This window comes from Deefgea tanakiae, from assembly GCF_019665765.1.
In the GTDB taxonomy this organism is placed as follows: Bacteria; Pseudomonadota; Gammaproteobacteria; order Burkholderiales; family Chitinibacteraceae; genus Deefgea; species Deefgea tanakiae.
In genome coordinates, this window is the sequence record NZ_CP081150.1 from 2,374,652 (window position 1) to 2,387,883 (window position 13,232).

A 13,232-nucleotide genomic window follows, 5' to 3' on the forward strand; every position below is an offset into this window, starting at 1 on the left:
ATGAATCTGTTGATTCCACTGATTCATCGCCCCTTCCCGCCCAAAGCCAATCGATGACACTTAATCGCCCTACCGCATTACTCCTTCAATTTCTGAGTGGCACAGCCGCCGTTACTGCGTTTGCCCCGCTATCGCAAGCGTGGGTGATCCTCATTTCCCTGTGGGTCTTATTCTACGGCTGGCAACAAGCGGGTTCTGCGCGACGGGCACTACTGCCGAGTTTTGTTTGGGGACTGGGGTATTTCATTGGCAACGCCAGCTGGATTTACATCAGTCTACATACCCATGGCAATATGCCAGCGCCATTGGCTGGCGCGGCCGTTTTCTTGTTCGCCGCCTACTTAGCACTATTCCCTATGCTGGCTGGCTGGCTCACTTGGCGACTGCCCTGCCCTGAAAAATGGCGTTTCACACTACTTGCCCCAACACTGTTTCTTTTGACTGAATGGCTACGCGGCTGGTTATTTACTGGTTTCCCATGGGCATCGATTGGTAGCGCTCAGATTGATTGGCTGGGCGGCCTATACCCAATCATAGGCACTTATGGCGTCGGTTGGTTAGTCGCCTTATGCGTCAGCGTGTTTTTAGTCGACAAGCGCTTTGCTGTTGGCCTTGCGATTGCCGTACTCAGCACCAGCAGTTTGCTCAGCCAAATTACGTGGACTCAGCCGATGGGTGAACCAGTCAAGGTCAGCGTCTTACAAGGCAATATCCAGCAAAGCATGAAATGGAACTCGGCGTTTTATATGCAGAGTTTGGAAAACTATCTCAAGCTCACCCAGCAAGCCAAAGGTCAATTAATTTTAATGCCGGAAACGGCGATTCCGTCATTCTTCAAAGATATCCCCGCTTGGTATATCGAAGAGTTACGTGTGGCGGCCGCAGCCAAATCGGCAACGCTACTACTCGGCGTCGCAACGCAAGGCGAAAATCCGCAGCATTATTACAATTCAGTGGTAAACCTCGCCCAGCCCGAAGCAACGCCCTACGGTAAATCGCATTTGGTGCCATTTGGTGAGTACATTCCACTGCCGTGGCTGTTTGGCAGCATTTATAAAGTGCTCGATATGCCGCTCAGCGGCTTTCAGCGTGCACCACTGGCGCAAGTGCCATTTGATATTGTGGGCGGGAAAGTGGCGGCGAATGTGTGTTACGAGGACGTCTTTGGTGATGAAATCCGCGTCAATGCCGCCAATGCCACGTTGCTGGCTAATTTCACCAATATGGCGTGGTTTGATGGCTCGTGGGCAGCAGAGCAACACGCGCAAATGGCGCGCGCCCGCGCACTAGAAAATGGCCGCTACTTAATCCGAGCCACCAACACTGGCAAAACCGCAATCATCAACCCAAAAGGGCAGTTTGTCGCCATGCTTGCGCCAGAGCAAACCGGCATTCTGGAAGGCGAAGTGCGCCACATGCAAGGCACAACGCCGTATCAATGGGCGGGGGATAAGCCCGTAATTGGCTTGCTATTCGGCATATTGCTGGCGGCAGGGATTGTGAAGCGCCGCAAGCAATCTGAAACAAACTAGATAGGTATAATCACAAATGCATTATCTATCAATGCATTGAGATAAATACCCACTACTCATTTTCAGGCTTTGCATGTTTAGAAGGTACTTCCTTCGGGAAAAATACCATCCGTGTTTTAGCCAAACGATCGTGAATGAATTGCTTATCGCGATCAAACAAAGCCCATAGCAAAGGCAGTACAAACAGCACCAACGATACCCACATCAGCGGCTGATATTCGGCCTGCTTACGCGCTAATAAATAAACGGGCAACAACGGGGCATAACATAGGCTTGCGACTGAAAAGCGAATCAACACCGCCTTACGCGTCAAGCTCGTTCCATCTTGCATCAGTAAACGACTGCGCCATGTTTTCATCGCCAGCGTTTGCCCGCCGCGCATCCAGCACCAGCCGAAATACAGCAACGTAACGATCAGCAACCAGAAAAAGTTAACGACGCCGATCCACGGATAATCGGTCAATTGCGTCACGCTTAAACCGGAAACGATTTGAAACACGCCCTGAAACACACCCTCAGCAATCAGCAATAAGGCCGTCAGCAATAATATTTCATACAAAAACGACACCACACGGCGGATCAGGCCGGCGGCGGGATATTGATTTTGTGTCATGGTGATGGCAACTCAAGGTTCTATCGAATGGATACGACTGGCTTTATGTCTGTGATGCATTTTTTGCAACCACTGTTTTCGCTCTTCAACTGGCATGGCTTGCAGACGGCGATAATTCTCGCGCGCTTTTTCCCTTTGCTCGGGCGTCCATGCGGCCCAGCGATTCAATCGCTCGCGCATTCTAGCTTGTTTTTCCGCTGGCATATTGGGCAACCGCGCCGCCATCGCTGAAAAGTGATGCTGATCCTCGACAGGCAAAGTTCCCCATTGGCTCGCCATCGGTGCCAATACTTCACGCTGCGCGGACGTTAATGAGCTCCACTGCACGCCGTTGGCGGCATGTAGCACTCCAGCCCACATCAGCAATAATGCAAAAAAAAGATGACAGATTCGCTGCATTATTCACTCGCATCCAGCATGGCCGATTCAAGCAAAAGCTCCATCGGCACGTCACTACTTAACAGGGCAATATCAATGGCCACGTCGCGTTGATTTTGCTGCTGCTGAATCACAGCAACACCCATCAGTAAAAATACGGCCAAACTTGCCAAGGCAAATTTTGGATGGCTGCAAACCATCGCCAAAATACCAATCGGTGATTTTTTTGAGCTTGTGGTTTGCGCAACCGCAGCTTGCCGAGCTTGTCGCAAACGGACTTGCACCGTATCAGGCACCGCTGCATCGGCGACTTGCTGGCTCATGCGGCCAATTTGATCTTCATTCATAGGGTAACTCCCCTTTCTTTTAGCCAGTCGGCCAAGGTATGACAAGCGCGGGAACAATGTGTTTTGACACTGCCTTCTGAACACCCCATCACCTGCGCAGTCTCTGCCACATCAAGCTCTTCCCAATAACGCAGCAGAAAGGCTTCTCGTTGACGGGCAGGTAATAAAGTGAGGCCAGTTTCGATTAAGGCCATTTTTTGCTGCTGATCGACCTCGTCTTCGGCGCTCGGATTTGATGGGCTGATGTGTGGCAGATGATTAAGTGGATCGGCGTCCAGTTCATCTTCAGCTGTATTGCCCGCAAATTTAGAATACAAAGACACCCAAAAGTTGCGTAACTTGGCGCGCCGCTGAAAGTCACGAATCGTGTTTTGTAAAATGGTTTGAAACAACATCGGCCATTCGGCCTCGGGCTTATCGGCATAGCGTGTCGCCAGTTTGAGCATCGCATCCTGCACAATATCCAGCGCATGCTCATTATCGCGCACCGCGTACTGCGCTTGCCGCCAAGCTCGGCGTTCCACCCGCGCCAAGAAGTCATTCAATTGCTGCGAACTTGCCAAACGGCCTCCAAATTGCACGCAAATAAAAATAGATGCAAAAAATGAGCAAAAACAGGGGATTGATACTAACAAAAGCTCTAGGTGCTGTCGTCATGAGTTTTGCGGAAAAACTCGACGACAGTACCTAAATTATCAGCTAGAAAAACTTGCCAAAATAAGGTTCATCGTTTACCTTTAACCCCCTACACAAAAGTCACTATAGCGACCGGTCGTTTAAAACAGACGGCAGGGGCACTGAGATAAACCGCATGCAAAGCGCAATTCGTCTTAAATGGCCAAAAGCCAGTAGACGGCGGAACATCCAGTTAATAAAAACACCCACAGGAGGAGGTAGGCCAAAGCGCCTACCCGTGCGGTGTTCACTACTGAGCCAACGCCAGTAGTCGCCTGCTGCTACACGCAGCTTGCACCAACCGATCAACTATTGACTCAGGATAAACCCATGCAGATTTCGGGCGCAGAAATTCTCGCGCGCTGTCTTGCCGAAGAAAATGTCGAGTTCGTATTCGGCTATCCCGGTGGCGCCGTTTTGGAAATCTATGATGCGATTTTCAAACAAAATAAATTCAAACACGTTCTCGTTCGTCACGAACAAGCTGCAGTCCATGCCGCTGATGCTTACTCGCGCTCTTCCGAAAAAATCGGTGTCGCTTTAGTAACTTCTGGCCCAGGCGCAACCAATGCTTTAACTGGCATTGCTACTGCGTTTATGGACTCGATCCCGATGGTGGTGATTTCGGGTCAAGTTGGCACGCCTTCAATTGGCTCCGATGCATTCCAAGAAGTCGACATGGTGGGCTGCTCACGCCCAATCGTGAAGCACAACTTCTTGGTCAAAGACGTAAAAGACCTTGCGACGACGATCAAAAAAGCCTTCCATATTGCAACCACTGGCCGCCCTGGTCCTGTTGTAATTGATGTGCCAAAAGACGTAACACAAGCCAAATTTACGTTTGAATATCCAAAATCAGTTTCAATTCGCAGCTACAACCCGCCAGTGAAAGGTCATCCAGGCCAAATCAAAAAAGCGGCTCAAATGCTCGCTGAAGCCAAACGCCCATTTATTTATGTTGGCGGTGGCGCGGTATTAGGCAATGCAGCAGCCGAAGTGACTGAATTGGTTCGCATGCTCAACTTGCCATGTACCAATACGCTGATGGGTTTGGGTGCTTATCCAGGCTCGGATCCACTGTTCGTCGGCATGCTCGGCATGCATGGCACGTACGAAGCCAATATGGCGATGCAATATGCCGATACGATTATCGCGATTGGCGCACGTTTTGACGACCGCGTGATTTCGAATCCAAAACAATTCTTGTCGCAAAGCAAACGCATCGTACAAATCGACATCGATCCATCTTCGATCGCTAAACGCGTTAAAGTCGATGTGCCTATTGTGGGCGACGTTAAAGACGTATTGAAAGACCTGATCGCGGTTCTAAAAGAAACCAACGCTAAGCCAAGCGAAAAAGCGTTGGCTGCGTGGTGGGATCAAATCAACGAATGGCGTGCACCGAAAAGCTTGTGGTATCCACAAGACAACGAAATCATTCAGCCGCAATTTGTGATGGAAAAACTCTACGAAGTGACCGGTGGCGATGCCATCATCACTTCGGACGTTGGCCAGCATCAAATGTACACGGCGCAATACTACGCATTCAATCGTCCACGCCAATGGATTAATTCTGGTGGCTTGGGAACGATGGGCTTTGGTTTGCCTGCGGCAATGGGCGCGCAATTGGCTAATCCAGATGCAACGGTGGCATGTATTACCGGCGACGGCTCAATTCAGATGAATATCCAAGAATTGTCGACGTGCAAGCAATACCACACGCCAGTGAAAATCATTAACTTGAATAATGGTTATCTCGGCATGGTTCGCCAATGGCAAGAGTTCTTCTATGGCACTCGCTATTCAGAATCCTATGTTGATGCATTGCCTGACTTTGTAAAATTGGCAGAAGCCTACGGTCACGTTGGTATGCAAATCACCAAACCAGCGGATGTTGAGCCGGCATTGCGCGAAGCGTTTGCGATGAAAGAGCGTTTGGTCTTTATGGATTTCCTCACTAATCCAAAAGCCAACGTATTCCCGATGATTCAAAATGGGAAAGGCCTAGACCAAATGGATTTACCGCCGCATATGCAATCGATGCAGCTCACCCCATTTGAAAACAACCGTGATTACGGCAATCTTTGCTAAGGAGAGATGAACATGCGCCATATTTTATCTGTCCTCATTGAAAACGAAGCCGGTGCGCTATCGCGCGTAACGGGGCTGTTTTCCGCTCGTGGCTACAATATTGATTCACTAACGGTGCAAACCACCGAAGATCCAACCATGAGCCGCATGACGATTGTCACGCATGGCTCGGAAGATGTGATCGAACAAATCACCAAGCAGCTCAACAAGCTGATCGAAGTGGTTAAAGTGATCGACCTGAACGAGGCTGATCACATTGAGCGTGAACTGATGCTCATTAAAGTGCGTGCGACGGGTAAAGATCGCGACGAAATGAAACGCATGGCGGATATTTTCCGTGGGCGTATCATTGACGTGACTGAAAAAACCTACACGATTGAACTGACTGGCACCGGTGAAAAGCTCAGCGCTTTCATCAGCGCGCTTGATCAATCAGCGATTTTAGAAACCGTCCGCACCGGTGCCTCTGGCATTGGCCGTGGCGAACGAATTTTGAAACTATAACAAGGTATTTAGCTGTATACATTTACAGCTAAAGCCTACAAACCAATACCCATTTAACCAAGGAAATAAAATGAAAGTTTCTTACGATAAAGATTGCGACTTAAACATCATCAAATCTAAAAAAGTAGCCATCATCGGTTACGGCTCACAAGGCCACGCACACGCTTGCAACTTGCAAGATTCAGGCGTTGATGTAACTGTTGGTTTGCGCACTGGTTCTGCCACTGTTGCTAAAGCCCAAGCACACGGCTTGAAAGTAACTGACGTTGCAACTGCAGTTGCTGGCGCAGACGTTGTGATGATTTTGACTCCGGATGAATTCCAATCAAAATTGTACAAAGACGAAATCGAACCAAACATCAAGCAAGGCGCAACACTCGCTTTCGCTCACGGCTTCGCTATTCATTACAACCAAGTTGTGCCACGTAAAGACCTCGACGTCATCATGATCGCGCCAAAAGCACCAGGCCACACCGTACGTTCAGAATTCGTACGCGGCGGCGGCGTTCCTGATTTGATCGCTGTTTACCAAAATGCTTCAGGCAAAGCGCTTGAAATCGCAATGTCTTACGCTTCAGGCGTGGGCGGCGGCCGCACTGGTATCATCGAAACTTCATTCAAAGACGAAACTGAAACTGACTTGTTCGGCGAACAAGCTGTATTGTGTGGCGGCGCAGTTGAATTGGTGAAAATGGGCTTCGAAACTTTGGTTGAAGCTGGTTACGAACCAGAAATGGCTTACTTTGAGTGCTTGCACGAATTGAAATTGATCGTTGATTTGATGTTCGAAGGCGGTATCGCGAACATGAACTACTCAATTTCTAACAACGCTGAATACGGCGAATACGTAACTGGACCACAAGTTATCAACGAAGAGTCTCGCAAAGCAATGCGTCAAGCACTGAAAAACATTCAGTCTGGCGAATACGCGAAACAATTCATCTTGGAAGGCCAAACGAACTACGCATCAATGACTGCAGCTCGCCGCAACAACGCAGCGCACGGCATTGAAGTAGTAGGTAACAAATTGCGCGCGATGATGCCTTGGATTCAAGCGAACAAGATCGTTGACCAAACTAAAAACTAATTTCGTCGCTGCAATGCATTAGGGCTTTGTCGCTGCGGCTCTCGTGTACTACTCGTACACGTCGAGCCTAGCTTCTCGCCCTACTGCATTTCGCAGACGAAACATAGTTAATAAAAAAAACCGGCTTTGCGCCGGTTTTTTTACATATAAATATCGAACTAACTCTTTCTGATTCAAATATTATGCGATAGTCGGTGAAGCTAATGCGAAGGAAAACATATGGAGCAACCTCCAAAAATTGATCGCTCGAAGTGGCATAAACCAACATATCTTGGTCATTATGATGAAAATGCAAATCACTACGAAGGAATTCGATGCTTTTGCAAAAACTGCGGCATCTCATTTATTTTCACGGCAGAGTCGCAGAAAAATGCTTTTGAAGTAGAACATCGATACCCTGGCTGGTTACCAAAACTCTGTTCAATCTGTTGCATTTGATAACGTGGCGCTCGTACCTACGTACTTTGCACTTTCTTCAAAAACTAAAAGCATATCTGCCAACTTTAAATTTTCTACAGAATTTTTACTTAAAGAACCGTCGACAATTCCTTTGATCAAATAGTATTCCATTTGATTACGTATCACTCCGCGCTTAGAGATTTGCTGAAACCTCTTCGAGAATCGATACCTAACTGCACTCAATGTAAAAGTTTCTTGCGATAAAAACCTAGCATCCGCAGCAGAGACTTGATCCGCTCTCCATTCAGAACTCATTTCAACAATATCGTTAATCGCCATCTGCAGACCTTTTTTTGCATTAGGCATTGATGTCAGTTCTAAATTTCTAAGAAAAACAGAAGGATGATCTTCTGGATTTTTGCTTTTGTGCTCTTCGGGAATAAACCAGTCAACAAAACAGGAGAAAAAGACTTTCAAACGTTGATATTCTTCATTCGACAAAGAAGTCTCCTTAATTAAATATCAAGTAAATCGACTCGATCAGCTCTAATTTAACCAACTCGTCAGTCGCAAGATCGTAGGGCGCGAACAAGCAAAGCGCATTAAAGCCAACACAGCACACATCAAATCACACTTTTCAGTCATTACATAGGGTATATAAGCGTAGATATTTTAAGATAATAACTACATAGATATACCCACACATTAATCAGCCATCACCTCACCCAACCGCACGCCATGCCCCGCTTTCCAATCGGAATTAAATTCCAAATCACCTTCAGGAAACAGCAGCACCACGGTTGAGCCGAGTAAAAAGCGGCCCATTTCGGCGCCCTGCTCCAAGATGATTTGTTGATCGCGATAATCTTTCGTCCACACTGCATTGCTACGCGGCGGATTGACGACGCCATGCCATGTGGTGGCCATGCTACCAACAATCGTCGCGCCAACAAGCACTTGTACGAAGGGTTGACCTTTATCGTTCTCAAACACGCACACCACGCGCTCATTGCGCGCAAATAGCGCATCAACACCACGCGCAGTAGCAGGGTTAACCGAAAACAATTCACCCGGCACATAGGTCATTTCCAGTAAGCGGCCACGGCATGGCATGTGGATGCGGTGGTAGTCTTTCGGGCTCAGATAGATCGTCGCAAACAGGCCATTTTCAAACTTTTTCGCCAGCGCGGCATCGCCACCGAGCAAGGCTTTAGTGGTGAAATATTTGCCTTTGGCTTGATAAATTTGGTCTTTTTCAATCGGACCAAACTGGCTAATCGCGCCATCAACAGTACAGATCAGCTCCGCATTGGCGATCGGGCGAGCGTCCGCTTTGAGCGGGCGCGTAAAAAATTCATTAAAAGTGGGATAGGCGGCAATATCCGGATTGGCGGCTTCCGCCATATTCACTTGATACTTGGCGACAAAACCCCGAATCACTGAAGTCGTCAGCTTTCCTGCGCGTAAACCAGCCAAAAAACCCATCAGTTGCGTCAATAGCAACTTTGGAATGACATACTGCAACATCACAAAAAGACGATCGGACACGCAAGTCCCCAAAATCCAAAAAGAGCGCGAATTATAGCGTATCCGGCGATGCGCTACCGATGCGACGATGCCTCAGTTACAATGTCGACTCATACGCAAGGATATATAGAGGTTTTCATGCCGCAATCGCCGTACACAAAACCACCATTGAACCGCGCACAAACCTTGCGCCGGCAAAGCATTTATCTACTGCCCAATCTATTTACGCTCGCAGCTCTTTTTTCCGGCTTTTATGCCATCGTCCAAGCGATGAATGGCAAATTTGAACACGCCGCACTAGCGATTTTTGCCGCTATGATCTTAGACGGGCTCGACGGCCGCGTCGCACGAATGACACATACGCAATCTGAATTTGGCGCGCAATTTGATAGTTTGTCCGATATGGTGTCGTTTGGCGTTGCACCCGCGCTGATTATGTATTCATGGGGATTATCGGGCTTTGGTAAGCTAGGCTGGGCGGTGGCATTTATTTATTGTGCTGGCGCGGCGCTACGCTTAGCGCGTTTTAACACCAATATTGAAACGGTTGATAAACGCTTTTTTCAGGGCTTACCCAGCCCAGCCGCTGCCGCACTCGTCGCAGGATTGGTTTGGATTAATATTGAATACCACGAAGACCTTGCGCCACTCGCCGAGTTAATCCCCTACGCCGCGATGTTTTTTACGCTCTTTGCAGGTCTCACGATGGTGTCGAACGTGCCGTTCTGGAGTTTTAAAGAGCTGCATATGCGTAAAACAGTCCCGTTTGTGACGTTATTGATTGCGACACTGGTCTTACTGATCGGCGCATCGCGGCCTGCCTTAGTTTTGTTTAGCTTTTTCATCTGCTATGCAGCCTCTGGCTATCTGTACTGGTTCTGGACGATACTGCGGAAACCCAAGACAAATTAGACATTTAGTCCAAACAATACTTTTCAGACATAAAAAATAGCGCCAAATATGATATTGGCGCTATTTTTTCGTCTAAATGTTTGACATCAAGTCCAATAATATTTAATCTAAAGTCATTAATGCGAAGGGGAATACTGTGTCATTAGACATTGACCGTCTAATCGCTGATTTTGGTGGCCCAAGTACACTGGCAGATCAGCTTAATGCTGCATTTCCAGCTGACCCAGTCTCCCGAGCTGCGATTTATAAATGGCGTGAACGCGGCAGTTTGCCACTCACCCAAGTGGACAAGCTGGCTCAATTGGCCAACAGCCAAGGCCGTAGTTTTAATATCCAAAACTATATGACGAGTGCGCAATCCGCACCGAATCAGATTAAGGAGAACACCATGAGCACCATGAGTAATAGCAGCAATCGTTTGGTTATTTTTGATACAACATTGCGTGATGGCGAACAATCGCCGGGCGCGTCGATGACCAAAGAAGAAAAAATTCGGATTGCACGACAATTGGAGCGCTTGGGTGTTGACGTGATTGAGGCTGGTTTTGCTGCAGCCAGCCCAGGCGATGCTGACGCGATCAAAACTATCGCCAGCATCATCGAGCACAGTACCGTCTGTTCTTTGGCGCGCGCGAATGAGCGTGATGTGCGCGCTGCTGGTGAAGCTATCAAAGACGCAAAACGCGGCCGCATTCATACTTTTATCGCGACCAGCCCGATTCACATGGAACACAAATTGCGCATGACGCCGGATCAAGTCGTTGATGCCGCAGTCAAAGCAGTCAAAATGGCGTTGGAATACACCAACGACGTTGAATTTTCGGCTGAAGACGCATTGCGCAGCGACATCGACTTTTTAGCGCGCATTTTTAGCGCGGTGATTGAAGCGGGCGCGACCACCTTGAATGTGCCAGACACCGTAGGTTACGCTGTGCCACAACGCACCGAAGCGTTTTTCCGCGAATTGATTTCAAAAACCAAAGGCGGCGACAAAGTCATCTGGTCCGCACATTGCCACAATGATTTGGGGATGGCTGTTGCCAATTCATTGGCTGCTGTTTTGGGCGGCGCACGCCAAGTGGAATGCACGATTAATGGCTTGGGCGAACGTGCAGGTAATGCAGCGCTCGAAGAAATCGTGATGGCCACTCGCACCCGCCGCGATGTATTTGGCGTGGAATGCGGCATAGATGCCACGCAAATCGTACCCACCAGCAAATTGGTATCGACCATTACCGGCTACCCAGTTCAGCCAAATAAAGCGATTGTCGGCGCGAATGCATTTGCACATGAATCGGGCATCCACCAAGACGGCATTTTGAAATGCCGCGAAACCTACGAAATCATGAGCGCGGAATCAGTTGGCTGGAGCACCAATCGCTTGAGCTTGGGTAAATTGTCGGGCCGCAACGCATTTAAGACCAAATTGCTTGAGATTGGCATTGAGTTGCAATCAGAAGAAGCTTTGAACGCCGCATTTGCGCGTTTTAAAACTTTGGCTGATAAAAAACGTGAAATTTTTGACGAAGACTTGCACGCCTTGGTTTCTGATGAGTTGATTACTATCGAGCAAGAACACATCAAGTTGATTTCACTGAAAGTGGTGTCGGAAACCGGCGAAACGCCAAGTGCGGATTTAGTAGTCAGCGAAGCCGGTGTTGAACGCCGCGCGACCGCCTTGGGTGATGGCACTGTAGATGCCACATTCAAAGCTATTGAGTCACTCTTTAATAGCGGAGCTGAATTGCAATTGTATTCAGTGAATGCAATCACCTCAGGCACCGACAGCCAAGGTGAAGTGACGGTGCGATTGATGAAAGACGCCAAAATCGTCAACGGCCAAGGTGCCGATACCGACATTATTGTAGCCAGCGCGAAAGCTTATATTTCAGCGCTCAACAAAATTCACAACAATATCAGCCGCGTACACCCGCAACCGGTTTAAAGCTTTGCGATCACGGAGCGAGTCAATACCACCATTTTGACTCGTGAGGCTGCTGCCACAAACTGCAGTGCTCAAGCCAAGTAGCTCGTGAACCTAAGCGAGAATAACTAGAAACCGACCGTAAAAATACAAAGCCCCGCTTATCCAGCGGGGCTTTGTTCATTTCTAGAGTATATGACCGCAGACATTACCCTGTAATAGCCACAAGCAAATACCCTATTGCTCTTTTGAATTAAACTCGTCAAGCATACTCGGGCGTGAATATTTAGCATATAGGGTTGCCGACACAAAACTGATTACGGTCAATGCCACCTGCACACTCGCCAGCATTTGTGAAATACCTTTATCACCCCATGCCCGCATCACCCCTTCCATAAAAAACAGCAGCACAAACATCGTGTACCACTGGTAGGTATAACGGCGACCATACAATAAGCCGCGCAAGGGTAACATCAATATAAAAGCTTTTAATACCACCCAAGAAGGTGATCCACCGACCGGGTCCAACCACAATTCCCAAGCTAAGACCAAAAAGATCATTGCGACTACGGCAGAAACAGTTATCTTTTGCAGCAAGGGCAAGTTAGCAGGGCTCAACTTCATGCGGCCTCCCCTTTAAGCTTGATGGCGATTTCAGCAATCCGGCGCCCTTGTGCTAAGCAGAGTTGGCGTTCGGCATCTGAAATTGGCTGATTGGACTCAGCACCCGCCCAATGACTCGTACCGTACGGCGTACCGCCTGTTGTAGTCGACATCAAAGCAGTTTCTGAATAGGGAGTACCCACAATAATCATGCCATGGTGCAGCAAGGGCAACATCATCGTAATTAATGTCGATTCATTACCCCCATGCAATGTACCTGAACTTGTAAACACAGATGCTGGCTTACCAATCAAAGTGCCCTTGAGCCAATCCGCAATGGTCGAATCCCAAAAATACTTCATTGGCGCAGCCATATTGCCAAAGCGGGTCGGACTACCCAGCACCAAGCCATCACACTCTTGCAAATCAGCGAGGGATACATAGGGTGCACCAGCTTCCGGCACATCAGACTCAGTCGCCTCACACACCGTAGAGATGCGTGGCACCGTACGCAAGCGTGCCGTGCAGCCAGAAGTAGACTCGATACCACGACCAATTAACTGCGCCATTTGCCGCGTAGCGCCATGAGTCGAGTAATACAAAACAAGAATTTCAGTCATTGTGCAGGCTCACTTTCAAG

Annotated in this window: 14 protein-coding genes; 6 read left to right on the plus strand and 8 right to left on the minus strand. The window is 48.4% G+C overall.

Annotation, left to right across the window (positions count from 1 at the left end; genetic code table 11):
* Positions 1–53: 53 nt before the first annotated feature.
* Positions 54–1,532, plus strand: coding sequence for an apolipoprotein N-acyltransferase (gene lnt / locus K4H28_RS11010; RefSeq protein WP_221005246.1), 1,479 nt, complete (start codon positions 54–56; stop codon positions 1,530–1,532).
* 52 nt (positions 1,533–1,584) lie between these two features.
* Here the strand turns inward: lnt and K4H28_RS11015 are convergent, their stop codons facing one another.
* From K4H28_RS11015 to K4H28_RS11030, 4 genes are read right to left on the minus strand one after another with little or no spacing between them, the layout of a single operon-like run.
* The gene (locus K4H28_RS11015; protein ID WP_221005247.1) at positions 1,585–2,145 is read right to left on the minus strand and encodes an RDD family protein; all 561 of its coding nucleotides are present in this window, start codon (positions 2,143–2,145) and stop codon (positions 1,585–1,587) included.
* A 12-nt stretch (positions 2,146–2,157) separates the two neighbouring features.
* Positions 2,158–2,544 (minus strand): DUF3106 domain-containing protein, encoded by a 387-nt coding sequence (locus K4H28_RS11020; RefSeq protein ID WP_221005248.1) that lies wholly within the window; start codon positions 2,542–2,544, stop codon positions 2,158–2,160.
* Entirely contained in the window at positions 2,544–2,870 is a 327-nt protein-coding gene (locus K4H28_RS11025) for a DUF3619 family protein (protein WP_221005249.1), read from the minus strand. Before K4H28_RS11025 ends, K4H28_RS11020 begins: the two co-directional genes overlap by 1 nt.
* Positions 2,867–3,433 (minus strand): RNA polymerase sigma factor, encoded by a 567-nt coding sequence (locus tag K4H28_RS11030; protein ID WP_221005250.1) that lies wholly within the window; start codon positions 3,431–3,433, stop codon positions 2,867–2,869. Before K4H28_RS11030 ends, K4H28_RS11025 begins: the two co-directional genes overlap by 4 nt.
* A 442-nt stretch (positions 3,434–3,875) precedes the next feature.
* Between K4H28_RS11030 and ilvB the strand changes: the two genes are divergently transcribed.
* The 3 genes from ilvB (at position 3,876) to ilvC (ending at position 7,227) form a co-directional block, all read left to right on the plus strand.
* A complete protein-coding gene (ilvB, locus tag K4H28_RS11035) occupies positions 3,876–5,636 on the plus strand; it encodes a biosynthetic-type acetolactate synthase large subunit (RefSeq protein ID WP_221005251.1) in 1,761 nt (586 codons plus the stop codon).
* A 12-nt stretch (positions 5,637–5,648) separates the two neighbouring features.
* A complete protein-coding gene (gene ilvN, locus K4H28_RS11040) occupies positions 5,649–6,140 on the plus strand; it encodes an acetolactate synthase small subunit (RefSeq protein WP_027468347.1) in 492 nt (163 codons plus the stop codon).
* Positions 6,141–6,210: 70 nt separating this feature from the next.
* On the plus strand, positions 6,211–7,227 hold the full coding sequence (gene ilvC / locus K4H28_RS11045; RefSeq protein ID WP_221005252.1) for a ketol-acid reductoisomerase: 1,017 nt from the start codon (positions 6,211–6,213) through the stop codon (positions 7,225–7,227).
* A 420-nt stretch (positions 7,228–7,647) separates the two neighbouring features.
* Here the strand turns inward: ilvC and K4H28_RS11050 are convergent, their stop codons facing one another.
* Both K4H28_RS11050 and asd read right to left on the minus strand, forming a co-directional pair.
* Positions 7,648–8,127 (minus strand): hypothetical protein, encoded by a 480-nt coding sequence (locus K4H28_RS11050; protein ID WP_221005253.1) that lies wholly within the window; start codon positions 8,125–8,127, stop codon positions 7,648–7,650.
* Between the two features lie 204 nt (positions 8,128–8,331).
* On the minus strand, positions 8,332–9,174 hold the full coding sequence (asd, locus tag K4H28_RS11055) for an archaetidylserine decarboxylase (RefSeq protein ID WP_221005254.1): 843 nt from the start codon (positions 9,172–9,174) through the stop codon (positions 8,332–8,334).
* Between the two features lie 117 nt (positions 9,175–9,291).
* Here asd and pssA point away from each other — a divergent pair, with 117 nt between their 5' ends.
* Both pssA and K4H28_RS11065 read left to right on the plus strand, forming a co-directional pair.
* Positions 9,292–10,065 carry a CDP-diacylglycerol--serine O-phosphatidyltransferase gene (pssA, locus tag K4H28_RS11060; protein WP_221005255.1) on the plus strand — a complete coding sequence of 258 codons (774 nt, stop codon included), beginning with the start codon at positions 9,292–9,294 and terminating at the stop codon, positions 10,063–10,065.
* A 136-nt stretch (positions 10,066–10,201) separates the two neighbouring features.
* On the plus strand, positions 10,202–12,010 hold the full coding sequence (locus K4H28_RS11065; RefSeq protein WP_221005256.1) for a 2-isopropylmalate synthase: 1,809 nt from the start codon (positions 10,202–10,204) through the stop codon (positions 12,008–12,010).
* Between the two features lie 216 nt (positions 12,011–12,226).
* Here K4H28_RS11065 and K4H28_RS11070 read toward each other — a convergent pair whose 3' ends face one another.
* Positions 12,227–12,613: a DUF2069 domain-containing protein gene (locus K4H28_RS11070; protein WP_221005257.1), complete on the minus strand. Its 387-nt coding sequence runs from the start codon at positions 12,611–12,613 to the stop codon at positions 12,227–12,229.
* Positions 12,610–13,212: an NAD(P)H:quinone oxidoreductase gene (gene wrbA, locus K4H28_RS11075; RefSeq protein WP_221005258.1), complete on the minus strand. Its 603-nt coding sequence runs from the start codon at positions 13,210–13,212 to the stop codon at positions 12,610–12,612. Before wrbA ends, K4H28_RS11070 begins: the two co-directional genes overlap by 4 nt.
* Positions 13,213–13,232 lie beyond the last annotated feature (20 nt).